Genomic DNA, 23886 nt, shown 5'->3' with positions numbered 1-23886 from the left:
GTGACCGAGAGGCAGCACATGAACGACCACCACGTCCACGGAGACACCGGCCACGAGATCGACACGGCGGCGATCAACGAGGGCATCCGGTACACGATGTTCTCCGTCTTCTCCGTGACCGAGACGCTCCCGGCCGACGACGCCGAGCGCAAGGCCGTCGTCGCCGAGGCCGAGTCCGCCGTCGGCGGGGGCTCCGACCCGGCGGCGACGTCGGGCGACCTCGTGACGCGCGGCTGGTACGACGTGGGGGGCCTGCGCTCCGACGCCGACCTCATGCTGTGGACCCACGGCCCGTCGATCGAGTCCGTGCAGGGCGCCTACCAGCGGCTGCGCGCCTCGGAGCTGGGCCGGTCGCTGGAGCCGGTGTGGTCGGTCGCGGCGCTGCACCGCCCCGCCGAGTTCAACCGCGGGCACGTGCCCGCGTTCCTGGCGGGCGAGACGCCGCGCGACTACCTGTGCGTCTACCCGTTCGTGCGGTCCTACGACTGGTACCTGCTGCCCGACGCCGAGCGCCGCACGATGCTGCGCGACCACGGCATGGCGGCCGCGGGCTACAAGGACGTGCGCGCCAACACCGTCTCGGCGTTCGCGCTGGGCGACTACGAGTGGATCCTGGCGTTCGAGGCGGACGAGCTGCACCGCATCGTCGACCTCATGCGCGACCTGCGGGCGACCGAGGCCCGCCGGCACGTGCGCGAGGAGGTCCCGTTCTTCACGGGCCCGCGCACGACCCTCGCCGACTGGGCGGACCGCCAGCCCCTGAGCTGACACCGGGCCCCGCCCCTCTTCGAGACCGAGGTTGCTTCGCTCTGGGCCGCCCCGGAGCGGAGCAACCTCGGTCTCGAAGGGCGGCGGACCGGTGGCCCGTCACCGGCGCGGGCGGGTGCCGGCCAGGGCCGTCGCGCCCAGGTCGTCGTCCTCCAGGACGGTCGGGAGCAGCCCCGCGGCCACCATGTGCCCGGCGGCGGCGCTCACCTGGCTCTCGCCCGTCTCGATCAGCAGGTGGCCGCCCGGGCGCAGCAGCGTCGGTGCCAGGTCGATCACGCGGCGCAGGATCGCCAGCCCGTCGTCGCCGCCGTCGAGCGCGGCCTGCGGCTCGTGGTCGCGGGCCTCGGGCGGCATCGTCCCGATGGCCACGGTCGGTACGTAGGGCGCGTTCGCGACGACGACGTCGACCCGCCCGCGGACCCCCTGCGGCAACGGCCCGGCGAGGTCGCCCGCGCAGGCCGACGCCGTGAGCCGACCGGGCCCCGCATGCTCCCCGGCCAGCGCCGTCAGGTTGTCGTGCGCGCAGGCCACGGCCGCGGGGTCGAGGTCCGCGGAGTGCAGCTCGACGTCGTGCCCCGCGGACAGCAGCCGGGCGGCGACAGCTCCGCCGAGCGCACCGCAGCCGCAGCACAGGTCGACCAGCAGCACCGGTGCGCCGACCGCACGCGGCGGCCCGGCGTCGGCCAGGGCCCGGGCGGCGGCCTCGCGGACGAGCAGCTCGGAGCGCTGCCGGGGGACGAAGACGCCGGGTGCCACGATCCATCGCCGGCCGTCGAGCTCGGCCCAACCCACCAGGTGCTCCAGCGGCAGGCCGGAGACCCGGGCCGACGTCAGCTCCTCCAGGCGGCCGGCGTCGCCCCCGGCGGCCTCGAGGAGGATCCGCGCCTCGTCCTCGGCGAACACACACCCGGCGGCCCGCAGCCGCGCGACAAGCTCAGTCACGCGGGGAAGCCTAGGCGACGACGAGAACGACCCGGGGTACCGGTCCCGTGCGGAACCGGTACCCCGGGTCCTTCTCGCAGCCGACCGCAGAACTGCAGGTCAGGGGTAGAGGCCCCGGATCTGGTGGGCCTCGGCGACCCGCTTGACGCCGATCACCAGGGCGGCGTCGCGCAGGGACAGGCCCTCGCGCTTGGCCAGCGCCGACACCTCCGCGTAGGCGGTGGTCATGCGGTGCTCCAGCTTGTCCGCGATCTCCTGCTCGGTCCACCAGTAGGTCTGGTTGGCCTGGACCCACTCGAAGTACGAGACCACCACGCCGCCGGCGTTCGCGAGCACGTCGGGCACCACGGTGACGTCGTTCTTCGCGAGCAGGGCGTCGCCGGCCGCCGTCGTCGGACCGTTGGCGCCCTCGACCACCCAGCGGGCCTTGACGGAGCCCGCCGTGGTCTCGTCGAGCACGCCCTCGATCGCGGCGGGCACCAGCACGTCGACGTCGAGCGCGAGCAGCTCGGTGTTGGACACCGGGTCGGCGCCGTCGAAGCCCACCACGGAGCCGGTGCGCTGCACGTGCTCCATGAGGCGGGGGACGTCGAGGCCGTCGTCGGCCCGGATGCCGCCGTACTGGTCGCTGACCGCAACGACGCGCGCGCCGCGCGCGGCGAAGATCTCGGCGGCGTGCGAGCCCACCTTGCCGAAGCCCTGGATGGCGACGGACACCTTGGCGAGCGGTACGCCGGCCTCCGCGAGGGCGGCGCTCGTGACGTGCACGATGCCCGCCGACGTCGCCGTGCCGCGGCCCAGCGAGCCGCCGACGGCCAGCGGCTTGCCGGTGACCACCGCGGGGATGGTGTAGCCGCGGTTGACCGAGTAGGTGTCCATCACCCAGGCCATGGTCTGGGCGTCGGTACCCATGTCGGGGGCCATGATGTCGGTGTCCGGGCCGATCATCGGCATGATCTCCGACGTGTACCGGCGGGTCACGCGCTCCAGCTCGGACTGCGAGTAGCCGCGGGGGTCGATGGCGACGCCGCCCTTGGCGCCGCCGTACGGCAGGTTGACCACCGCGCACTTCCAGGTCATCCACATGGCCAGCGCGCGCACCTCGTCGACGTCGACGGACGGGTGGTAGCGCAGGCCGCCCTTGCCCGGGCCGAGGCTGACGTTGTGCTGCACGCGGAAACCGTGGAACAGCACGGTCTCGCCCGTGTCGCGGCGCAGGGGCACCGCGACGTGGATCTCGCGGCGCGGGGTGGCGAGCATCCGGTGCAGGCCCTCGTCGTAGCCGAGGATCTCGGCCGCCGTGGCGAGCTGCGCGTGCGCGGTCGCGAGGGCGGACCCCTCCTCGGGCGTGTCGGACGGGGCGAAGCTGGGTGCAGGGGGAACTGACGTCGTTGTCGTCGTCACGTGGGTCCTCCGGGGAGAACGGCGCCTGTCCGGTGGGGGCAGGGGCGCGGGTTGCGCGGCGCGGGGTTTGCGCCTCGGCATCAACCGTATCGCTTCGATACGGGTGAATGCCCGACGGCGGTGTGTGTGACCGGAGAACTTCCGGTGAGGGGGCCGGCACGGGCCTCCGCGCGGTGTCGCGGAGGCCCGCGGGGTCAGCGCTCGGTGAGCTTCCAGGCCCCCGGCAGCACGACGCCGGCCAGCACGGCCTTGATCGCGTCGCCCACGAGGAAGACGACGGCGCCCGCCATGAGCGCCGCGCCCGGGGCCATGCCCGTGGTGACCGCGAGCCACGGCACGCCGATCGCGTAGATCGTGGCCGTGCCGGCCGCGTAGGCCAGGACGGTGCCGAGCACGCCGCGGTCCAGGCCCCGGCGGGCGAGGGCGCCCACGACGATGCTCGCCACGACGAAGCCGACGATGTAGCCGCCCGACGCGCCGAACAGGACCTCCACGCCGGCCGCGCCCCCGGTGAAGACCGGCAGGCCGACCAGGCCGACCGCGAGGTACAGCGCCTGCGCGAGCGCGCCGCGCACCGGCCCGATCGCCGCAGCGCCGAGCAGCACGGCGAACGTCTGACCGGTGACGGGCACGGGCAGGCCGGGGACGGGGATGCGGAGCTGGGCCGCGAGGGCGGTGAGCGCGGCGACGCCCACGACGAGGGCGATGTCGCGTGCGACAGTGCCCGGCAGCAGGTCGGCCAGCACGCGGCGCGGGTTGGAGCGCGGGACCAGAGGGAAGGCGAGGGTCGTCATACCGTCGAGGCTAAGCGGCGGCGCCGGACCGCGTCGTGGTCCCGGCTCGCCTGGGTTGTCCGGTGTTCGTTGTGGGGATCCCTCAACGAAACGATCTCACCCGCACCCCGGGCTCACGCGGGGCGCGGCCGGTCACGGCGCGACCGGCTCCGGAACGACGACGGCGTCTCGCCGGTCAGCCGCGCGAACGTGCGCGTGAACGAGGGCTGGTCGTAGAAGCCCGCGGCGGCGGCGACGTCCGCGAGCGGCACGGCGCTGGTGGTGAGCAGGTGGGCCGCGCGGTCGACCCGCAGCCGCAGCACGAGCTGGCGCGGCGAGAGGCCGAACACACGCCGCACCCGCCGGTCCAGCGAGGCGGGGGCGCAGCCCGCCAGCACGGCGAGGTCGGCCACGGAGGGCACCTCGCCGTGCTCCAGCAGCTCCTCGATCTGCCCGCGGAGCCGGGCCATGGCCTGGATGGTCGCGTCGTCGGCGTCGCCCGAGCGCAGGTCCTGCGACACGGACACCAGTCCCACGTAGGCGCCCGACTCGTCGTGCAGCGGCAGCTTGGAGGTGAGGAACCAGCCCGGCGCCCCGCCGACGTGCCGGATGAGCTCGAGCTCGCCACGCAGCGGCCGGTCGGTGGTGCGCACCAGCTCGTCCTGGCTCTCGTAGCGTTCGGCCAGCTCGGGCACGAACAGGTCCACTGCCCGCTTGCCGATCACGTCGCGCCGCGAGCGCTCGCGGGTGCGCCCCACGAACACCTGGTTGACCACCACGTACCGCCCGGCGGCGTCCTTGGCGCAGAACATGACGCCGGACAGCTCGTCCATGAGGGCGACCATGGCAGGGTTCAGCGCTGCCAGCAGGGCCGTCGCCTCCGGCCGAGCCGCGCCGTTCGACGTGTTGCTCATCGCGCCTCCGATGCTACTGGTGCGCCCGGCCGGCAGGCGGCGCGGGCCTTGGCGAAAACCGGTGCGGATAGCGAGTGATCCTGCCAATACATGCGAACGGCACCGGGTGCACCCTGGTGTCATGAAGACCTCCGCCCGGCGCGACAGCGCCGCATCTGCCGACGTCCCGACCGGGGGCACAGGCGCACCGGACGACGTGGTGCCGGCCCCGACCGAGCCGACCGCCGCCGTCCCCGCCGCTGAGCCCACTGCCGACACCCTGGTCGAGGACGCCGTCGCCCTCGCCCGCACCTGGATCGGCACCGCGACCGGCGCTGCGACCGGCGACGCCCAGGCCACACCGGCTACCGCCGCCGGCTCGAGGACGGACAAGGCCGTCGCCCGCGCCTCGGCCGCCCTCGGCGCCCTCGTCTCCGACCCCGCGGGCCTCGAGCTCGCCGTCGGCTTCGTGGACGACGTCGCCCGGCCCCAGGACACCCAGGTCGCCGCCAAGGCCCTGGCTCGCCTCGGCAAGAAGGCCGGCGCCGCCTCGTTCCTGAGCGCGACCGACCGCGCGCTGTTCCGCGCCGGCGCGCTCGCCGCCCCCGTGCTGCCCGGCATCGTGGTGCCCGCGGCCCGCGCGCGCCTGCGCCAGCTCGTGGGGCACCTCGTGGCCGACGCCGGCTCCGGCCTCACCGCCCACCTGGCCCGCACCCGGGCCGAGGGCTACACGCTCAACGTCAACCTCCTCGGCGAGGCCGTGCTCGGCAAGGACGAGGCCGCCGCCCGCCTGGCGCGCACGATCGCGCTCGTCGAGCGGCCCGACGTCGACTACGTGTCGATCAAGGTCTCCAGCGTCGCCGCGCAGCTCGTCACCTGGGACCTCGACGGCTCCCGCGACCGCGTCGTCGAGCAGCTGCTGCCGCTGTACCGCGCGGCACGCGACCACGGCGTCTTCCTCAACCTCGACATGGAGGAGTACCGCGACCTCGCGCTGACCACCGCGGTCTTCACCGACATCCTGGGCCGCGACGAGTTCCGCGACCTGGAGGCCGGCATCGTGCTCCAGGCCTACCTGCCGGACGCCCTCGGCGCCCTCGACGGCCTCACCGGGTTCGCGGCGCAGCGTGTCGCGGACGGGGGCGCGCGCATCAAGGTCCGCATCGTCAAGGGTGCGAACCTCGCCATGGAGCACGTCGAGGCCGCGCTGCACGACTGGCCGCAGGCCCCGTACACCAGCAAGCCCGACGTCGACGCCAACTACGTGCGCATGCTCGACCACGCCCTGCGCCCCGAGCGCGCGCACGCCGTCCGCATCGGCGCCGCCTCGCACAACCTGTTCCACGTGGCGCTCGCGATCCTGCTCGGCCGCGCGCGCGGTGTGTCCGAGGCGCTCGACATCGAGATGCTCCAGGGCATGGCGCCCGCGGAGGCCGCCGCCGTCCGCGACGAGGTCGCCAAGGACCACGGCCGGGTCGTGCTCTACACCCCGGTCGTGCGCGACGAGGACTTCGACGTCGCCATCTCCTACCTGGTGCGCCGGCTCGAGGAGAACGCCGCCGAGCAGAACTTCCTGCACGCCGCGTTCGCGCCCGCGGCGTCGTCGTCTGCCACGGGTACGGCGATGGACCGGCAGGAGGCCGCGTTCCGTGCGTCGGTCGAGCTGGGCGTGCACTACACGCCCGAGGACGTCACCCCGCGCCGTCGTCCCCGTCGCGCACCCGAGCCGGTGACCGGGCCGTTCCGCAACGCCGCCGACACGGACCCCGCCGTGGCCGAGCACCGCGCCTGGGCGCTCCAGGTCACGGGCGCCCACTCGGGCTACGTGCCGGCGCTCACCGAGCCGCTCGCGACGTCCGCCCAGGTGGACGACGTCGTCGCGCTCGCCCAGCGGGCGGGCCTGGCATGGGCCAAGGTCTCCCCGGCGGACCGCGGGCGCGTGCTGCGCGCGGCAGCCCAGCACCTGGAGGCGGCCCGCACCGACCTCGTGGCCGCCATGGTGCACGAGGCCGGCAAGACCGTCGCCGAGGCGGACCCCGAGGTGAGCGAGGCCGTGGACTTCGCCGCCTACTACGCGCAGGCGGCCGAGGCGCTCGACCCGACGTCGGAGGCCTGGTCCGGTGCGCACTTCACACCGGACGGCGTCACCCTGGTCACCCCGCCGTGGAACTTCCCCGTCGCCATCCCGATCGGTGGTGTGCTCGCGGGTCTCGCGGCCGGCTCCGCCGTGGTCGCCAAGCCCGCCCCGCCCACGCCGCGCTGCCTGGAGATCGCGGTCGAGGCCGTGCACGCGGCGCTCGACGAGGTGGCACCGGAGATCGGGCTGGACCCGGCCGTGGCGCGCAGCGTCGCGCAGTACGTCCGCGTGCCCGACGGCGACCTGGGCCGCCGCCTCGTGACGCACGACGGCGTGTCCCGCGTGATCCTCACGGGCGCGATCGAGACCGCCGAGATGTTCGCGTCGTGGCGGCCCCAGCTGCCGGTGCTCGCGGAGACGTCGGGCAAGAACGCGATCGTCGTGACGCCCTCGGCCGACCTCGACCTGGCCGTCGCCGACGTGGTCCGCTCCGCGTTCGGGCACGCGGGCCAGAAGTGCTCCGCGGCGTCGCTCGTGATCCTCGTCGGCTCGGTGGGCGACCCCCGCACGGTCACCGGCGAGCGGTTCCGGCGGCAGCTCGTCGACGCGGTGTCGTCGCTCGCCGTCGGACCCGCGACCGACCTCGCCACCGTGATGGGCCCGCTCACCGAGCCCGCGCAGGGCAAGCTGCTGCGCGCGCTGACCACGCTGGAGGACGGCGAGAGCTGGCTCGTGCGGCCGCGTCGCCTGGACGCCGCGGCGCAGGAGGCGGGCCTCGGCAAGGGCCGCCTGTGGACGCCCGGCGTGCGGGACGGCGTCCGGCCCGGCTCGTTCTTCCACCTCACCGAGGCGTTCGGCCCGGTGCTCGGCATCATGACCGCGCGCACCCTGGACGAGGCGCTCGCACTGCAGAACGCAGTGTCCTTCGGTCTGACCGGCGGCATCCACTCGCTGGACGACGCCGAGGTGGAGCACTGGCTCGAGCGCGTCGAGGTCGGCAACGCGTACGTGAACCGGCACATCACCGGGGCGATCGTGCAGCGCCAGTCGTTCGGCGGCTGGAAGGCGTCGGTGGTCGGCTCGGGCGCGAAGGCGGGTGGCCCCAACTACGTCGCGCAGCTCGGCCGCTGGGAGGACGCGCCCGAGGTGCCGTCGCGCACCGAGGACCCGTCGGGCTGGCTCGCGTGGGCCCGCGCCGACGACGCCCGCGCCTGGGTCACCGAGTTCACCCCGGAGCACGACCCGTCGGGCCTGGGCGTCGAGTCGAACGTGTTCCGTTATCGGCCGGTCCCGGGTGTCACGGTCCGGGTCGGGGCCGGCGCGGCCGACGTCGAGGTCCAGCGCGTGCTGGCGGCCGCGGCGCGTGCGGGGGTGCCCGCGACCGTCGTCGGATCGGAGACGTCGGACGAGGCGTTCGCCGAGGCCGTGGCGGACGGCAAGGTGACCGGCCGGATCCGCGTGGTGGGCGAGGCGCCGGGGCTGCGGGATGCCGCGGCGAGCCGCCTCGGCTCGGTGACGGTGCTGGACGGTCCGGTGCTGGCGAGCGGCCGGCGCGAGCTGCTGACGATGCTGCGCGAGCAGGCGGTCAGCCGCACGATGCACCGCTACGGCCACCTCCGCCGCCCCTGACCGACCCCGCCGAAGTAGAACTGCAGCGAAGTAGAACGGCAGCGAGGTAGAACTGCAGCGAGGTAGAACTGCAGCGAAGTAGAACGGCAGCGCATCCACGGATGCGCTGCCGTTCTACTTCGCCCCGGTTCTACTTCGCCCTGGTTCTACTTCGGCGGTGCAGGGCTACGCGGACTCGCCATCGATGAGGCGGGGGGCGAAGATGCGGCGCTCGTCCCGGACCGGGCGGCCCGCGACGAGGTCGACCAGCATGCTCGTGGCGGCGCCGACCATCTGGACCACGGGGTTGTGCACCGTCGTCAGGCGCGGCGAGGTCGTCTCGGCGATGCCCAGGTCGTCGAAGCCGACCACCGACACGTCGCCGGGCACCGACCGCCCCCGGTCGGCGAGCACGCGCAGCGTGGCCTCGGCCATGAGGTCCGACGCCGCGAAGATGCCGTCCAGGTCCGGGTGCCGGTCCAGGAGCCGCGCGGCCGCGACCGCGGCCCCGGCCACCGTGAAGTCGCCCTCGACGACCGCGTCGTCGGGCAGGCCGGCGTCGCGGAGCGCGTCGCGCCACCCGATCATCCGGTCCACCCCGGCGGGCATGTCGAGGGGGCCGGTGATGGTGCCGATGCGGCGCCGTCCGCGGTCGATCATCCGCTGCGTGGCGAGCCGCCCGCCCGTGACGTTGTCGACGTCGACGTAGCGCAGCCCGCGCGAGAACTGCGGGTCTGGCTCGAAGAGGCGGCCTACGAAGACGGCGGGCAGGCCGGCCGGCCCGAGCTCCGTCTCCAGGTGGTCGCCGCGGTGGTGCGACGCCACGATGACGCCGTCCACGTGGCCGCTGCGCAGGTAGCGGCCCACGCGCCCGCGCTGCTCACCCGGCCGGGCGAGCAGCAGCACGAGCTGCAGGTCGGTGCCGGCCAGCCCCTCGCTGACTCCCGCGAGGGTGCCGGAGAGGAACGGGTCGGTGAGGATGCGCTGGTCCGGCTCGGGCACCACGAGGGCGATCGAGTCGGTGCGCCGGGTCACGAGCGAGCGCGCGGCCCGGTTGGGCGCGTACCCGAGGCGGGCGACGGCGTCGTCCACCGCCGCCTGCGCCTCGGGGGAGACACGCAGGCCACCGTTGATGGCGCGCGACGCCGTCGACCGGGAGACCCCGGCCGCCTGCGCCACGTCGTCCAGAGTGGGTGGGCCTGAGGTCGTCACGCCTGGGGAACCGCCTTCGAGTCGTCGTCAGGGCGCGCCGGACGATCCGGAACGGCGTTGGCCCGTGCGACCTGACCGTACCAGCGGCCCGACGCCTTGACGGTACGCTCCTGCGTCTCGTAGTCGACGCGCACGAGCCCGAAGCGCTTGCCGTAGCCCCACGCCCACTCGTAGTTGTCCAGGAGCGACCAGCCGAAGTAGCCGCGCACGTCGGCGCCCTCGTCGATCGCGTCCTTCACGGCGCGCAGGTGCACGTCGATGAACCCGAGCCGGTCCTGGTCGTCCACGAACCCGTCGGCGCCGGGGACGTCGTCGTAGGCGCTGCCGTTCTCGGTGATGTACAGGGCGATGCCGCGCGGGCCCGTGTAGTCCTGCTGCAGCCGCAGCAGGAGCCGGGTGAGGCCCTCGGGCTGCACCTCCCAGTTCTGGTCGGTGACGGGCAGGCCGCGCGGGTGCGTGTACGCGCCGTCGCCCGCGGGGAACGGGTTCGACGACGGACGCGTGACCGGGGCCCCGCCGTCCAGGGACCGCTCGGGCGGCGTCGCTGCCACGGCGTTGCCGTGGTAGTAGTTCACGCCCAGGGAGTCGATCGGCGTCGAGATGATCTCGAGGTCGCCGTCCTGGATGTGCCGCTCCAGGCCGTACTCGCGCACGTCCTCCAGCACGTCCGCCGGGTAGGCGCCGCGCAGGATCGGGTCGGCGAAGATGCGGGTGAACCCGCCGTCGAGGCGGCGCGCGGCGTCGACGTCGGCGGGGTCGTCCGGGTTCAGCGGGTCCTCGACCTCGAAGTTGAGCGTGATGCCGAGGTTCGCGTCCGGCGCCCGCTCGCGCAGCGCCTGCACGGCCAGGCCGTGGGCGAGCGAGAGGTGGTGGGCGGCGGCCAGGCCGTCCTCGCGGGACTGCCGGCCCGGCGCGTGCTGCCCGCCCGTGTACCCGAGGAACGCGGCGCACCACGGCTCGTTGAGCGTGGTCCAGACGTCGACGCGGTCGCCGATCGCCTCGTGCATCGTGACGGCGTAGTCGCGGAACCGGTAGGCGGTGTCGCGGTTGACCCAGCCGTTCGACTCGGCCTCGATCGCCTGCGGCAGGTCCCAGTGGTAGAGCGTGAGCCAGGGCAGGATGCCGGCGCCCAGCAGCTCGTCCACGAGCCGGTCGTAGTAGGCCAGGCCGGCCGGGTTGACCTCGCGGCCGCCCGGGATCACCCGCGACCACGACGTCGAGAACCGGTACGCCTTGATGCTCAGGTCCTTCATGAGCGCGACGTCGGCGGGGTAGCGGTGGTACTGGTCGCACGCGACCTCGCCGTCCTCCTGGTTCAGGACGGCGCCCGGCACCTTCGCGAACACGTCCCACACCGAGTCCTCGCGACCGTCCTCGTGCGCCGCGCCCTCCACCTGGTAGGCGGCCGTGGCCGCACCCCACAGGAACCCGTCCGGGAAGGCGACGGTCCCGGTCGCGTTGGCCGACGGCGTGGTGCGCGGCGCGGTCGGCGTGTACGGCAGCGCGATGCCCGGGGCGGGCACGCGGGGAGCCGCCGGGTCGGTCTTGAAGCTCTGGTTCAGCCCGCTGATCATCTGGCTCATCCCTTCACTGCTCCTTGCATGATGCCTGCGACGAGTTGTTTGCCGACGAAGATGAAGATGATGAGCAGGGGCAGGGTGACCAGGAAGACGCCGCCCATGACCAGGGAGTAGTCGACGAAGTAGTTGGACTGCAGGGATTTGACGACCAGGGGCAGGGTGGGGTTGTTGGAGTTCAGGACGATGGAGGGCCAGAAGAAGTTGGTCCATTGTTGGACGAAGGTGAACAGGCCGAGCATGGCGGCTGCGGGGCGTGCTGCGGGCAGGGCGATGGACCAGAAGGTGCGGATCATAGAGGCGCCGTCGACGCGGGCGGCTTCGATGAGCTCGTAGGGCAGGGATTCGGACAGGTACTGGGTCATCCAGAACACGCCGAAGGCGGTGACCAGGGCGGGCACGATGACGGCTTGGAGCTTGCCGATCCAGTGCAGGTCGGTCATGAGGATGTACAGGGGGATGACGCCGAGCTGGGTGGGTACGGCCATGGTGGCGATGACGAACACCAGCAGGGGGCCTCGGCCGCGGAAGCGGAGCTTGGCGAAGGAGTATCCGGCCAGGGTGGAGAACAGGACCACGCTGGCGGAGACGAGGACGGCGATGATCAGGGAGTTGGTCAGCGCGGTCCAGAAGTTGATCTGGGTGGAGGAGATGACGGTGGCGAACTGGGTGAACAGAGAGGTGTCGGGCAGCCACTGGGGTACGGCGTTGCGGGAGATCTCGACCGGGTCGGACGAGCCGAGCAGGAGGGTGAAGTACAGGGGGAAGGCGGAGATGAGCAGGGTGATGCCGAGCAGGGTGTAGACGATCCAGCCGGCGCGGCGGGTACCGCCGGAGGATTTCCGGGCCCGGCGGCGGGCGGCGGCGCGGGCGGCTGCGGGGCCTGCGGTCTGGGCGGTGACGGCGACGGAGCTCATGCGTTCCCCCTGGTGCTGCTCTTGCGGGTGGTCTTCGGGGCGGCGTCCGATGTGGAGATGCGGCGGGTGACCAGGAAGTTGATCAGGCCGATGAGGATGATCAGCAGGAACAGCAGCCAGGCCACGGCGGAGGCGCGCCCGAGGGAGTGCTGGTCGCCCCAGGCCAGGTCGTAGAGGTAGACGACGGTGGTCATCCAGTTCTGGTCGGGTCCGCCCAGGCCGTAGACGTCGAACATGCGGACCTCGTCGAAGATCTGCAGGCCGCCGATGGTGGAGGTGATGACCACGAAGATGATGGTGGCGCGGATCTGGGGGACGGTGACGGAGAAGAACTGGCGGATGCGGCCGGCGCCGTCGATGACGGCTGCTTCGTACAGCTCGCGGGGCACGGCTTGCATCGCTGCGAGGAAGATCAGGGCGTTGTACCCGGTCCAGCGGTAGTTGACCATGGTGGCGATGGCGAGGTGGCTGGCCAGGCGGTCGCCGTGCCAGGCGATGGGGTCCATCCCGATCAGGGTGAGGATGGAGTTGATCAGGCCGTACTGGTCGGCGAACAGGCGGCCGAAGATCATCGAGACCGCGACGGGTGCTACGACGTAGGGGACAAGGACGCCCATGCGCCAGAACGTCGCGGCGCGCAGGTTCTGGTCCAGCAGGGCCGCGATCGTGATCGCGACCAGGACCTGGGGCACCGAGGAGAGCACGAAGATGGACAGGGTGTTGCCCAGGGACTTCCAGAACGTGGGCTGGGCCAGCACGTCGGAGAAGTTGGTCAGGCCGACGAAGTCGCCCTGACCGCCCAGCAGGGACCAGTCGTGCACCGAGACGTAGGCGGTGTAGGCCAGGGGGAACAGGCCGGTGACCGCGAACAGTATGAAGAACGGTGAGATGTACAGGTAGGGGGACAGCTTCACGTCCCAGCGGCCCAGCCGCTGGGAGAAGCCCAGCCGGCGCGGCTCGCGCCCGGCCGCACCCGCATCGGGTGCCGATCGTTGAGGTGTCAGGACAGCCATGTCATCTTCCCGGTCTTCTGCCGCGTCATCGGTGTGGTCACTTCCTGCGACGTGCCGGGCACACAGGTCACGGGGGGTGACCTGTGTGCCCGGCACGTCAGGGGGTACGGCGTCAGCCGAGGGCTGCGGCCTTCTCGACGGCCTCGTCCCAGGCCTCGTCGGGCGTCTGCGACTTGGTCAGGTCGACCCGGTTCAGCGCGTTGGTGACCTCGTCACGGATGGCGAAGTAGTGCGCACCCTTGTACGGGGCGCCCTCGATCTTCTGCGCGCGGGTGGAGAAGATCTGACCCACCGGGGCGTCGTTGAAGAACTCGTTGGTGAAGCTCTGCACGGCCTCGGACTCCTGCGCCTCGATCTGCGAGGGGAACGTGCCCGAGGTCTCGAACGCCTTGGTCTGCTGCTCCGGAGCGGTCAGCCACGCGGCCAGCTCCTTGGCGGCCTCGGTGTTCTTGCCGGAGGCGGGGACGGTCAGGAACGAACCGCCCCAGTTGCCGCCGCCACCGGGGAAGACATCGGCGATGTCCCAGCCCTCGATGCCACCGGAGTTCTGCTCGATCGGACCGGTCATCCACGCCGGGCACAGCATCGTGGCGAACGCGTCGGCCTGGAAGCCGGCCACCCAGTCGTCACCCCACTGCTCGAGGCCCGCCGACAGGTCGTCGTCCACCGACGCGGTGATCTCGTCGTAGATGTCCTTGACGTCGGTGTTCTCCGCCAGGTCGGTCGGCTCGCCAGACTCCGGGTCCTCGAACGCGGCCGGGAGCTGGTTGATCATGCCCTGGAAGGTGCCCGCGGCGCTGTCGTACCAGGCGGCGTCGGACTTCTTGACGAACTTGCGGCCCGCGGCGAAGTAGTCCTCCCACGTGGCGTCCTCGCCGCCGAGCAGCTCCGCGACCTCCTCGCGGTCGGTCGGCAGGCCGGCCTCCTCGAACAGGTCGGACCGGTAGCAGATGGCCTCCGGCCCGATGTCGGTGCCGTAGCCGATGACCTTGCCCTCGGGCGTGGTGGCCTGCTGCACCTTCCAGTCCACCCAGCGGCCCTCGAGCTCGGGGTCGGCCAGGTCGGTGAACAGGTCGGGGTACTGCGACAGCTCGGGCAGCCAGTCGACCTCGATGGCCTCGATGTCGGCCAGACCCTCGCCACCGGCGGCGAGCTTCGTGGTCATGTTGCTGCGCGCGTCGTCCGTCGTGGCGGCCTTGACGTGCTCGACCGTGACGTTCGGGTGCTCCTTCGTGTACGCGTCGAGCATCTCCTCCGTGTAGCCGAAGTCGTTGAACGTCGCGACCGTGAGGGTGATCGGACCGTCCTCGCCGGAACCCTGGTCGGACCCGCCGCCGCAGGCGGTGAGGGCGAGGGCGACGGCGGCGACGCCGGCGGTGGCCTGGAGGGTACGGGCGACGGGGCGCCGCATGGGTCGGGTACTGCTCAGCACTGGGGACTCCCTTGTCGTGCGATGTGTCGTGCGGGAAACGGGTCGTACAGGGTTCGAGCTCGGTGTGGTCGCGTGCGGGCACGGCGCCGTACCGGTGCTGGGAGCGCTTCCAGCATCTGGGGTGGTAGCGCTCCCACGGGCACTGATGGTTGCGCCGCTCACCACGTCGTGTCAAGGCAGGGAGCGGGCGAACCGTGGTCCGGTCATTGCTTGATCCGGATGTCCTTGGTCGTCTGCACCGCCTGGTTCCAGGCGATCTCGGGGCTGTTGCTGCCGGCGTCGACCGCGGCCAGGGCGTTGTTGACCTCGTCACGGATGGCGAAGTAGTACGGGCCCTTGTACGGCGCGCCGTCGATGGACTGGGCGCGCTCGGTGAAGATCTTGCCCACCGGGGCGTTGTTGAAGAACGGGTTCACGTACCCCTGGACGGCCTCGGACCCCTGCGCCTCGAGCTGCGACGGGAACGCGCCGGCCTCGGTGAAGGCCGCGGTCTGCTGCTCGGGTGCGGTGAGCCACGCGGCGAGCTTCTTGGCCTCGTCGCGGTAGGCGCCGGCCGACGGGACCGCGAGGAACGAGCCACCCCAGTTGCCGCCGCCGCCGGGGAAGACGTTGGCCACGTCCCAGCCCTGCACGCCGGGGGAGTACGACTCGATCGGCCCCATCATCCAGCCCGGGCAGAGCATGGTCGCGAAGGCGTTGTTCTGGAAGCCGGCGGTCCACTCGGGCGTCCACTGCTCCAGGCCGGCCGAGAGGCCGTCCGAGACGGCACCGGTGATCTGGTCGTAGATCGCCCGGACCTCGTTGTTGATCGCGAGCTCCGTGGGCAGGCGGGTCGCCGGGTCCTCGAACGCGGCGGGCAGCTGGTTGACCATGCCCTGGAAGGTGCCGGTCGTGCCGTCGAACCAGGCGGCGTCGGACTGCGCGGTGAACTGCCGGCCCACCTCGAAGTAGCGCTCCCACGTCGCGTTCTTGCCGCCGAGCAGCTGCGCCACGGCCTCGCGGTCGGTCGGCAGGCCGGCGGCCTCGAACAGGTCGGAGCGGTAGCAGATGGCCTCGGGGCCGATGTCGGTGCCGTAGCCGAGCAGCTTGCCGTCGGGCGTCGTGGCCTGGGCCACCTTCCAGTCCACCCAGCGCTTGGTCACCTCGGGGTCGGTCAGGTCCTCGAAGAGGTCCGAGTGCTCCATGAGCTCGGGCATCCAGTCGACCTCCGCCGCGACCACGTCGGCGAGCTCGGAGCCGTCACCGGTGGTGAACGCCTTGAGCATCTGCAGACGGGCCTCGTCCGAGGTGGGGGCCACGACGTGCTCGACGGTGACGTTCGGGTTCTCCTCCGTGTACCGGGCGAGGAGCTCGTCCGTGTAGCCGAAGTTGTTGAACGTGGCCACCGTGAGGGTGATCGGGCCGTCGGCGCCGTCGTCGCCCGCGGGGCTCTGCCCCAGGAGCGACCCGCACGCCGTGAGGGGCAGGACGAAGACCGTCAGCGCGGCGACGGCCGCGCGCCGTCGCGCGGCGGTGCGTCGAACCGGTCCGATGTTGCTGGGCACTGGGACTCCTCAGTGGTCAGGACTCAAGCGTGTCAAGGGGTGGGTGCGATATCCGCGCACAGAATGCGGACATCAGACACGAATGTTCGCACAACGTCGTCGGTGGGCGGCAGGGCCGATCTCACGTCGGTCCCGGCGGCCCACCCGATGCGCACCGGCTCAGGCCGTTCCCGTGCGCCGTCCGCCGAGCCAGTCGCGGCCCGCCTCGGCCTCGGTCTCGAGGGTGGTGCGGACCGCGGTGACGGCGGCCTCCTCGATCACCGCACCGAACAGGGGTACGGTCGCCCGCACGTCGCCCGCGTAGGTGAGCCGCGTACCGCCGTCGGGCAGCGTGGTCAGGGTCGCCGTGGCGGTGACCCGCACCGGCGCCCCCAGGATCTCGACCGCGACCGTGCCGGTGCGCCGGCCCTCGGACGCCGCCTCCCACGCCTCGGCCTGGCGGATCTCGAGGTGCGCGCCCACGAAGGGCCGGGCCTGCACGGGGATGATGTCGGTCGGGAGCGTGCGCCGGACCACCACGGTGAAGCCGTCCTCGGCGGTGCCGGTGACGTCCGCCTGCTCGACCGCGCCGTTCACGGAACCGGTGGAACGCTGGGCGCGCCACCGGACGAAGGACTCGTCGGCGAGCATCGTGGCGACGTCGTCGATGTTCGCGGGGAACGTCAGGTCCACTGTCAGGTGCACGGGCTTCCTCCTCGCGGCCGACGGGGCATGCCGGTGGTGGAACTCTAACCGACGCACTGCGCGCAGCCGCCGGGCACGGGGCCTTCGGCACGCGATGCACCACCGACGCACCACCGGCGGGCTACCGACGGGCCACGGAACGGTGACGGCTTAGGCTGGGGCGCGTGTCCGCGATGAGTGACCTGATCCTTGAGCACGCCGACCTCGAGCCGGCCGACGTCGAGTGGCTGCACCTCCTGGTCGGCGACTGGCAGGTGGTCTCGGACCTGGCGTTCGCGGACCTGGTGCTGTGGCTGCCCACCGACGACGGGCGGTTCGTGGCGGTCGCCCAGTGCCGGCCCTCGACGGGCGCGACGGTGCACTACGACGACATCGTCGGCTCGTTCGCGCCCGAGGGGCAGCGACCTCAGCTCGCCCGGGCGATGGACGAGGCCAAGGCGCAGCGCGCCCGCGAACCCCGCTGGTTCGGGGCGTACGCGGTGCGCGAGGAGGCCATCCCCGTGGTCCACAAGGACACGGCGATCGCCGTGATCGCGCGGCAGACCAACCTGGGCTCGGGGCGGACGCCGTCGCGCCTCGAGCTGAACTACGTCGAGGCCGCCGACGACCTCGTGGCGATGATCCCGCGCGGCGAGTTCCCGCTGCCCAACGCGGCCACCGGGTCGCGCCGCGGCGCACCGCGCGTGGGTGACGGCCTGATCCGGCTGAACTCCGAGGGCGAGGTGCTGTACGCGAGCCCGAACGCCCTGTCGTGCTTCCACCGGCTCGGGGTGATCGGGCCGCTCGTGGGGCAGTCCCTGGTCGAGGTCACGGCGGACCTCGTGGAGCAGCTGCAGCCCGTGGACGAGTCGCTGCCGCTCGTGGTGATGGGCCGTGCGCCGTGGCGCACCGACATCGAGGCGCACGGTGTGTCGCTCTCCCTGCGGGCCATGCCGCTGACCGACCGCGGGCAGCGCATCGGTGCCGTGCTGCTGTGCCGCGACGTCTCCGAGCTGCGCCGTCGGGAGCGCGAGCTGATCACCAAGGACGCGACGATCCGCGAGATCCACCACCGCGTGAAGAACAACCTGCAGACCGTGGCCGCGCTGCTGCGGCTCCAGGCACGGCGGATGGACGTGCCGGCGGCCAAGGAGGCGCTGGAGGAGGCGATGCGGCGCGTGTCGACGATCGCGCTGGTGCACGAGAGCCTCTCGCAGACGCTCGACGAGCAGGTCGAGCTCGACGACATGGTGGGCCGGGCGCTGCGGCTGACCGCCGACGTCGCCTCGGCGGGCACGTCGGTGCGCACCGTGCGGACGGGGTCGTTCGGCATGGTGCCGGCGCAGGACGCGACGCCGCTCGCCCTCGTGCTCACCGAGCTCGTCACCAACGCGGTCGAGCACGGGTTCGTCGGCCGCACGTCGGGCACGGTCGAGATCGTGGTGGAGCGCGAGAACGCCGACCTGCGGGTGGTCGTCGCGGACGACGGCGTGGGGCTGCCCGAGAACGGCGGGAACGGGGGACGCGGCCCCGGCAGCGGTCTCGGCACGCAGATCGTGCGGACTCTCGTCACCAACGAGCTCGGCGGGACCATCGAGTGGTCGGCCCGGGAGGGCGGCGGCACCCAGGTGGAGCTGCAGCTGGTGCTGCGGGCGGGCGACTCCGGACGCTCCTGACCGGTGGGGCCTCGGCATGCCGCCGCGCGCCCCGCAGACGTGCGCCCCCGAAAACACGTGAGCCGCGCCTGAGCGGAGGGGGAGTGCTCAGGCGCGGCTCACGGAAACCGCTGCGGGAGGGTCAGCCGGCGCGACGAGCGCGCGCGGTGCGGCGCTTGAGCGCACGGCGCTCGTCCTCGCTCATACCGCCCCAGACGCCGGCGTCCTGGCCGGACTCGATCGCCCACTTGAGGCAGGTGTCGACGACGTCGCAGCGACGGCACACGGCCTTCGCCTCCTCGATCTGCAGCAGGGCAGGGCCCGTGTTGCCGATCGGGAAGAACAGTTCGGGGTCCTCTTCGAGGCATGCTGCGCGGTGGCGCCAGTCCATGGTCACGTACTCCTTGGAAGGAACTACCCGCCGTCCGGCTCGCCACATGGGAGCATCGTCGTCGTGCGTCTGGGGCGCCCAGGTCTGGAGGGGATCGTTTTCGATCTCTGTGCGCCAGCGGCGACCGACGGGGGGTCTGTTCGAGGTGTGTGTGGATTGCTGCATCTAGGTTCACACGCTCGTGAACGCTCGCACAAGGGGTTACGGCGAAGTTTCTCAGCCGTGAACCCTGAGGTATCCGTCACACTATTGTGAATTGCCCGCTCACCAGTATCCTAGTCCGTCGTGCCCGTACTGGAAGCCTTTTTCGCGCATCGTGTTCCGGCGTTTCTCCGTGCCCTCGTGATCGGCGTCGTCGTTGAGGTGCTGGGCCTCGTGGCATTCGCCGTGGTGTTACTTGGCGAACTCCTTACGGGTGGTTCCACGTCACTGGGAGTGAGCCTCTTTCTGGTTGTCTTCCTGCTGGGTGTCTCCTGGGTTCTCGTCGCCTCCTCGAGGGCTCTTCTCGCAGGTCGGCGATGGGGTCGCGGACCGGTCATGACCTGGCAGCTCTTCCAGGTCATCGGCGCCGTGGCCGCTGTCGGGAGCGGCACCGGGCTCGCCCTGGCGGGCGGCTGGCTCGCCCTCGTGGTCGCGATCGCCGTGGTGGTGCTGCTGATGACGCCGTCGGTGGTCGCTGCGACGGCGGGGACCGGCTCCGCCGACTGACTTCCGCGGACCGGTTCACGGCTCGAGCCTCCACGGCTCGAGCACCTGGCACAGCACCGGCTCCGCACGGTCGCACCATGCCGCCCGTCCCCGCGGCCCGCCCGTCCCGGCGAGCGTCGCGGGTGCCCCCAGCACGACGTCGGCGGCGCGGTCGGTCCCCAGCAGCACCAGCCGGGGCCCCACCCGCGCAGCCAGGCCGCCCACGGTCGGGCCGTCCGCCGAGACCGCGAACGCGGGCCCGGACCGCAGCGCCGCGGCCGGCAGCGCGCCCCGCAGGTCCTCGGCGCCGTCGACGACCACGAGCGTCCGGACCGGCTCCGCGGACGTCGGTGTCGCGGACGCCGGCTCCGGGGACGCCGTCGTCGCGGGCGATCCGGCCGACAGGCCGGTGAGCAGCGCGGCCACCCCGGGGAGGTCGTCGGGGTGCAGGGTGCCGCGGTGACCCGGGTGGTCGTGCAGCACGGCGAACGCCGCGGCGTCGCGCGTGACGACGTGCACCGCCCAGCCCTGTTCCAGCGCGTCCAGAGCCACCGTGACCAGGGCGGTCGTCCGGCCGGAGCGGGCGGGGCCGAGCACCCCGAGGTGCCCGTCGGCCGGGTTCCACACCACGGTGGTGCGGCGCTGGTGGCCGGGATCGTCCCCGAGCGCGATCGCGAATCCGTGGCGGTCGCGGCGGCGGCGCGGGGGCAGGCCGGCGCGGGTGGCACGGCGGGGCAGCGGCGGCAGCCACGGTGGCGTGCCCGGGACGTGCCCGAGCAGGCTGGCGGCGGTCCGCACGGCGGTGACCAGGAGTCCGGCCGGGTCGGGCCCGGGGGCGGTGGGCTGCGCGCCGTCCCGCCCACCGTGCGAGGGCGGCACTTCGGGAACGGCGCGGCCGGCGCCGCCGGACGGGGCGCGGCGCACCAGCGGGACCTCGGCGGGGTGTGGCGCGGCGACGTGCGCGCACTGGAACGGCACCGGCGGCGCCGAGCCGAGGCGGAGCAGGGCCCGGCCCGGTGTCGTGACGGGCAGGTGCGCGGCGCCGGGGTGGTCGATCACGTCGCGCGACTCCGGCACGTCGGTGACCCGGAGGGCCACCCGCGCGCCGAGGTTGGCGCGCAGGTCCGGCCCCACCGCGCCGCCAGGCCGCTGCGTCGCCAGCACGAGGTGCACCCCGAGCGACCGGCCCTGTGCGGCGGTCCGCAGCAGGGCGGGCAGGAAGCCGGGGAGGTCGTCGGCCAGAGCGCGGAACTCGTCGATCACCACCACGAGCCGGGGCAGGATGCCCCGCGGCAGCAGGGCGACGTCGGGAACGCCGTGAGCGGCCAGGACGCGTTCGCGGCGACGCAGCTCGGTGCGGAGGCCCGCGAGCGCTCGCCCCGCCAGGCCCGGGTCGAGATCGGTGACCTGGCCCACCACGTGCGGGAGCCCGGAGCAGGCCGCGAGGCTCGCCCCGCCCTTGAAGTCCACCAGCACCAGGGACAGGTCGGCGGGCGACCGGATCAGGGCCAGGCCGAGCACGAGCGTCTGCAGCAGCTCCGACTTGCCCGAGCCGGTGGTGCCGGCGACGAGCAGGTGCGGCCCGTCGCGCACCAGGTCGAGGTGGACCGACGTGCCGTCGGTGCCCACGCCCAGGGGCACCGACCAGTCGGGCGACGCGTTCCAGCGGGTCACGAGAGCGGCCGGGTCCGGCGTCCGGCCGAGGCCGTGCACCGCGGTGAGGGGGACCACGCCGGGCAGGCCCGTGTGCCCCCGGGTCGCGGTACGGCCGAGCCGGGCCGCACCGGCGAGCAGCCGGGCCAGCTGCTCGGCCCGCTCGGCGGTGACGCCGACCAGCGGCGCCACGCGGGTGGTCCCGTCGGGCCCGGTGATGCGTACGCGGCGGGCGTCGAGCACGCGCACGACGGCGCGGCACCCCGCGGGCAGCACACCCACCGAGACCACCAGGTCCGGGGCCGGGACGCGGTCCTCGATCGGTCCGCGGGTGGCTCCGCGGACCACGACCCGGGGGCCGCCGGGCGGGAGCCAGCGCGTCCAGGACCAGCCCGGGACCTCACCGTGGACGAGCACCTGTGCGCCGCGCGCGGCGAGCCGGGCGACGAGCGCGCGAGCGACCGACCGGGCGGCGGCGTCGGGGCCCAGCACCGCGACGGCGCCGTCGTGCAGCAGGGCCTCCCAGGGGTCGCCGTCGGGCACGGAGCGCAGGTGCGCGCCCGGACCCGGCGGCACACGGAGCAGACCGGGGACGAGGTCGTCGGGTGTCGGCGGTGGGGCTCCGTGCCGGTCCGGCCCCGGCCCGGCCGACCACGCCGCGCGCGCCGTCTCCCAGGCCCCTGACGAGACGTGGAGGGCGGCGTAGGCCCAGAGCAGGCCCCCGGCCGGGCCCGGCAGGGGGCGTGTGACCGGGGAGCCGCCCCTCTGCTGCCGCGCGGCCCGGAGCTGTGGCGCGGCCACAACCAGGCTGAGCAGGGAGAACACCGCGAGCAGCGGTTGCCGCAGGGCAGCGGCCAGGCCGAGCGACGCCAGCGCGGGCAGGAGCGCGTACGCCCACGGCAGGCCGCCCCGTGGCGCCGCGCCGGGAGGGGCGAGCCAGGCCGCGGGACCGTGGTTGCGCCGGAGCACGAGCCGGCCGTCGCGGCGCAGCCGCGCCCAGGTGAGCAGGGCCCGCCAGGGTCCGGCCGCACCGGCCACGGCACCGGCGTCGGCACCCGTCACGCGCACGACGAGCCAGGGTGCGCAGGCGGCGCGGGCGAGCTCCGTGTCCCCCGCCTCCGGCACCCTCCCGGTCGGGCCGGGCGGCTCCGTGCGGACGACCGCCCCCGGCAGCAGGGGGCGGTCGCCCACGACCCGCTCGTCGGTGAGCCGTTCGCCGTCCACGACGAGCGTCGCGTACCGCAGCTCCGGGCGGCGCAGGAGCGCCGCCAGGGGCGCCCGTACCTCGCCCAGCCGCGCGCCTGGGCTGAGCAGCACGTCCTCACCGGGGTGCAGCGTCACCCGCACGGCACCCCCGGTGCGAGCGGGCACCACCTCGGCGGGCACAACCCCAGCAGGCACCGCCGCCCGTACCGGCGCCGCGGACGAGGGCACCGGCACGGGCGGGGACGACGACAGCCCGAGCACGTTCATGTCGCCCAGCCTGACCCCGGGCCCGGGAGCGCGGGGACCGATCCGGGGTGACCTGTGCACAACCCTGGCCTCCACAGGGGCGCCGTCGCGCTCGCTACGGCACAACCCCTGGGGGAGTGCCCCTACCCGGACCCGACGCGACGTACGACCAGGGGATGACGTGATGGGTGAAGGATCAGGCCGACGCCCGATGTCCCCGAGACCTGCGACTCCGTAGGTTCAGTGGTGCCGGCCGAACCGGGGCCCACCCCGGTGCAGGCCGGACCACTTCCGGGCGGCGGACGGGGCGTGACGCCCCGGCCGCGGCACGCAGCGCCACGGCGAACCGCACCCGCGACAGCCCGCAGCACCCGCAGCATCGAACCGAGGAGAATCTCGTGGACACCACCGTGTACGTCCCGGCCGGCGACCCGGCCCCGGCCCCGGACGGTTCCGGCCGTGCCGTGCGGGCCCGTGACCTGACCAAGACGTATGGCCGTGGTGAGGCGGTGGTGCGGGCTCTGGACGGGGTGGACGTGGACTTCGAGCAGGGCCGGTTCACCGCGATCATGGGCCCGTCGGGGTCGGGCAAGTCGACGCTGATGCACCTGCTGGCCGGTCTGGACTCGGCTACCGGGGGTCAGGCGTTCCTGGGCCAGACCGAGATCACCGGGCTGGGCGACAAGGCGTTGACCCGGTTGCGGCGTGACCGGGTCGGGTTCGTGTTCCAGCAGTTCAACCTGCTGCCGATGTTCACCGCCGAGCAGAACATCACCCTGCCGGTGGAGCTGGCCGGCGGGCGGGTGGACCAGGCCTGGCTGGCCACCCTGGTGGAGACGCTGGGCCTGTCGGGCCGGTTGACCCACCGTCCCGGGGAGCTGTCCGGTGGGCAGCAGCAGCGGGTGGCGATCGCGCGGGCGTTGATCGCTCAGCCGGAGGTGGTCTTCGCCGACGAGCCCACCGGGAACCTGGACTCGCGCTCGGGGGCCGAGGTGCTGTCTTTCCTGCGCCGCTCGGTGCGGGAGCTGGGGCGCACGATCATCATGGTGACCCATGACCCCTCGGCTGCCGCGTACGCGGACCGGGTGGTGCTGATCGCCGACGGTCGGATCGCCGGGGACATCAGCGACCCGACCCCGGAGTCGGCCATGGCCGGCCTGGACGCCCTGCGCACCCTGGAACCGGCCGTCACCACCGGCACCAGCACCCGGACGGGTGCGTGATG

The 23886-nt window shown here is 73.3% G+C and carries 18 protein-coding genes; 5 read left to right on the top strand and 13 right to left on the bottom strand.

Annotated features, from left to right (window positions below; all coding sequences use genetic code 11):
• The first annotated feature begins 18 nt into the window (after positions 1–18).
• Positions 19–768, top strand: coding sequence for a hydrogen peroxide-dependent heme synthase (gene hemQ, locus APR03_RS08925; RefSeq protein ID WP_253834821.1), 750 nt, complete (start codon positions 19–21; stop codon positions 766–768).
• A 99-nt stretch (positions 769–867) separates the two neighbouring features.
• Here the strand turns inward: hemQ and APR03_RS08920 are convergent, their stop codons facing one another.
• The 4 genes from APR03_RS08920 to APR03_RS08905 form a co-directional block, all read right to left on the bottom strand.
• Positions 868–1710 (bottom strand): putative protein N(5)-glutamine methyltransferase, encoded by an 843-nt coding sequence (locus APR03_RS08920; RefSeq protein WP_253834819.1) that lies wholly within the window; start codon positions 1708–1710, stop codon positions 868–870.
• 99 nt (positions 1711–1809) lie between these two features.
• A complete protein-coding gene (locus APR03_RS08915; RefSeq protein WP_253834817.1) occupies positions 1810–3114 on the bottom strand; it encodes a Glu/Leu/Phe/Val family dehydrogenase in 1305 nt (434 codons plus the stop codon).
• Positions 3115–3308: 194 nt separating this feature from the next.
• Positions 3309–3908 carry a biotin transporter BioY gene (locus APR03_RS08910; protein WP_253834815.1) on the bottom strand — a complete coding sequence of 200 codons (600 nt, stop codon included), beginning with the start codon at positions 3906–3908 and terminating at the stop codon, positions 3309–3311.
• 113 nt (positions 3909–4021) lie between these two features.
• Positions 4022–4801, bottom strand: coding sequence for a helix-turn-helix domain-containing protein (locus APR03_RS08905; RefSeq protein ID WP_253834810.1), 780 nt, complete (start codon positions 4799–4801; stop codon positions 4022–4024).
• Between the two features lie 121 nt (positions 4802–4922).
• On the opposite strand from APR03_RS08905, the gene APR03_RS08900 reads away from it, so the two are divergent.
• Entirely contained in the window at positions 4923–8486 is a 3564-nt protein-coding gene (locus APR03_RS08900; protein ID WP_253834809.1) for a proline dehydrogenase family protein, read from the top strand.
• A gap of 165 nt (positions 8487–8651) precedes the next feature.
• Here APR03_RS08900 and APR03_RS08895 read toward each other — a convergent pair whose 3' ends face one another.
• From APR03_RS08895 to APR03_RS08865, 7 genes are all read right to left on the bottom strand, one after another.
• Positions 8652–9677: a LacI family DNA-binding transcriptional regulator gene (locus APR03_RS08895; protein WP_253834808.1), complete on the bottom strand. Its 1026-nt coding sequence runs from the start codon at positions 9675–9677 to the stop codon at positions 8652–8654.
• Positions 9674–11251: a GH1 family beta-glucosidase gene (locus tag APR03_RS08890; protein ID WP_372494825.1), complete on the bottom strand. Its 1578-nt coding sequence runs from the start codon at positions 11249–11251 to the stop codon at positions 9674–9676. The genes APR03_RS08895 and APR03_RS08890 overlap by 4 nt, the downstream gene beginning before the upstream one ends.
• A gap of 5 nt (positions 11252–11256) precedes the next feature.
• Positions 11257–12171 carry a carbohydrate ABC transporter permease gene (locus APR03_RS08885; RefSeq protein WP_253834806.1) on the bottom strand — a complete coding sequence of 305 codons (915 nt, stop codon included), beginning with the start codon at positions 12169–12171 and terminating at the stop codon, positions 11257–11259.
• Positions 12168–13184 carry a carbohydrate ABC transporter permease gene (locus APR03_RS08880; RefSeq protein ID WP_253834805.1) on the bottom strand — a complete coding sequence of 339 codons (1017 nt, stop codon included), beginning with the start codon at positions 13182–13184 and terminating at the stop codon, positions 12168–12170. The genes APR03_RS08885 and APR03_RS08880 overlap by 4 nt, the downstream gene beginning before the upstream one ends.
• 112 nt (positions 13185–13296) lie before the next feature.
• The gene (locus tag APR03_RS08875; protein WP_253835422.1) at positions 13297–14595 is read right to left on the bottom strand and encodes an ABC transporter substrate-binding protein; all 1299 of its coding nucleotides are present in this window, start codon (positions 14593–14595) and stop codon (positions 13297–13299) included.
• Between the two features lie 224 nt (positions 14596–14819).
• Positions 14820–16160 carry an ABC transporter substrate-binding protein gene (locus APR03_RS08870; RefSeq protein ID WP_253834804.1) on the bottom strand — a complete coding sequence of 447 codons (1341 nt, stop codon included), beginning with the start codon at positions 16158–16160 and terminating at the stop codon, positions 14820–14822.
• 159 nt (positions 16161–16319) lie between these two features.
• Positions 16320–16844 (bottom strand): DUF2505 domain-containing protein, encoded by a 525-nt coding sequence (locus APR03_RS08865; RefSeq protein ID WP_253834803.1) that lies wholly within the window; start codon positions 16842–16844, stop codon positions 16320–16322.
• Between the two features lie 173 nt (positions 16845–17017).
• Here APR03_RS08865 and APR03_RS08860 point away from each other — a divergent pair, with 173 nt between their 5' ends.
• The gene (locus APR03_RS08860; RefSeq protein ID WP_253835420.1) at positions 17018–18499 is read left to right on the top strand and encodes a sensor histidine kinase; all 1482 of its coding nucleotides are present in this window, start codon (positions 17018–17020) and stop codon (positions 18497–18499) included.
• Positions 18500–18620: 121 nt separating this feature from the next.
• On the opposite strand, the gene APR03_RS08855 is transcribed toward APR03_RS08860, so the two are convergent.
• Positions 18621–18869 carry a WhiB family transcriptional regulator gene (locus tag APR03_RS08855; RefSeq protein ID WP_026365970.1) on the bottom strand — a complete coding sequence of 83 codons (249 nt, stop codon included), beginning with the start codon at positions 18867–18869 and terminating at the stop codon, positions 18621–18623.
• A 537-nt stretch (positions 18870–19406) separates the two neighbouring features.
• On the opposite strand from APR03_RS08855, the gene APR03_RS08850 reads away from it, so the two are divergent.
• Positions 19407–19577 carry a hypothetical protein gene (locus tag APR03_RS08850; protein ID WP_253834802.1) on the top strand — a complete coding sequence of 57 codons (171 nt, stop codon included), beginning with the start codon at positions 19407–19409 and terminating at the stop codon, positions 19575–19577.
• A 15-nt stretch (positions 19578–19592) separates the two neighbouring features.
• Here the strand turns inward: APR03_RS08850 and APR03_RS08845 are convergent, their stop codons facing one another.
• Positions 19593–22682 (bottom strand): FtsK/SpoIIIE domain-containing protein, encoded by a 3090-nt coding sequence (locus APR03_RS08845; protein WP_253834800.1) that lies wholly within the window; start codon positions 22680–22682, stop codon positions 19593–19595.
• Between the two features lie 377 nt (positions 22683–23059).
• On the opposite strand from APR03_RS08845, the gene APR03_RS08840 reads away from it, so the two are divergent.
• Positions 23060–23884, top strand: coding sequence for an ABC transporter ATP-binding protein (locus tag APR03_RS08840; RefSeq protein WP_372494812.1), 825 nt, complete (start codon positions 23060–23062; stop codon positions 23882–23884).
• Positions 23885–23886 lie beyond the last annotated feature (2 nt).

Source organism: Promicromonospora thailandica, assembly GCF_024171955.1.
Taxonomy (GTDB): domain Bacteria; phylum Actinomycetota; class Actinomycetes; order Actinomycetales; family Cellulomonadaceae; genus Promicromonospora; species Promicromonospora thailandica.
This window is presented reverse-complemented; position numbering and strand designations above follow the sequence as displayed.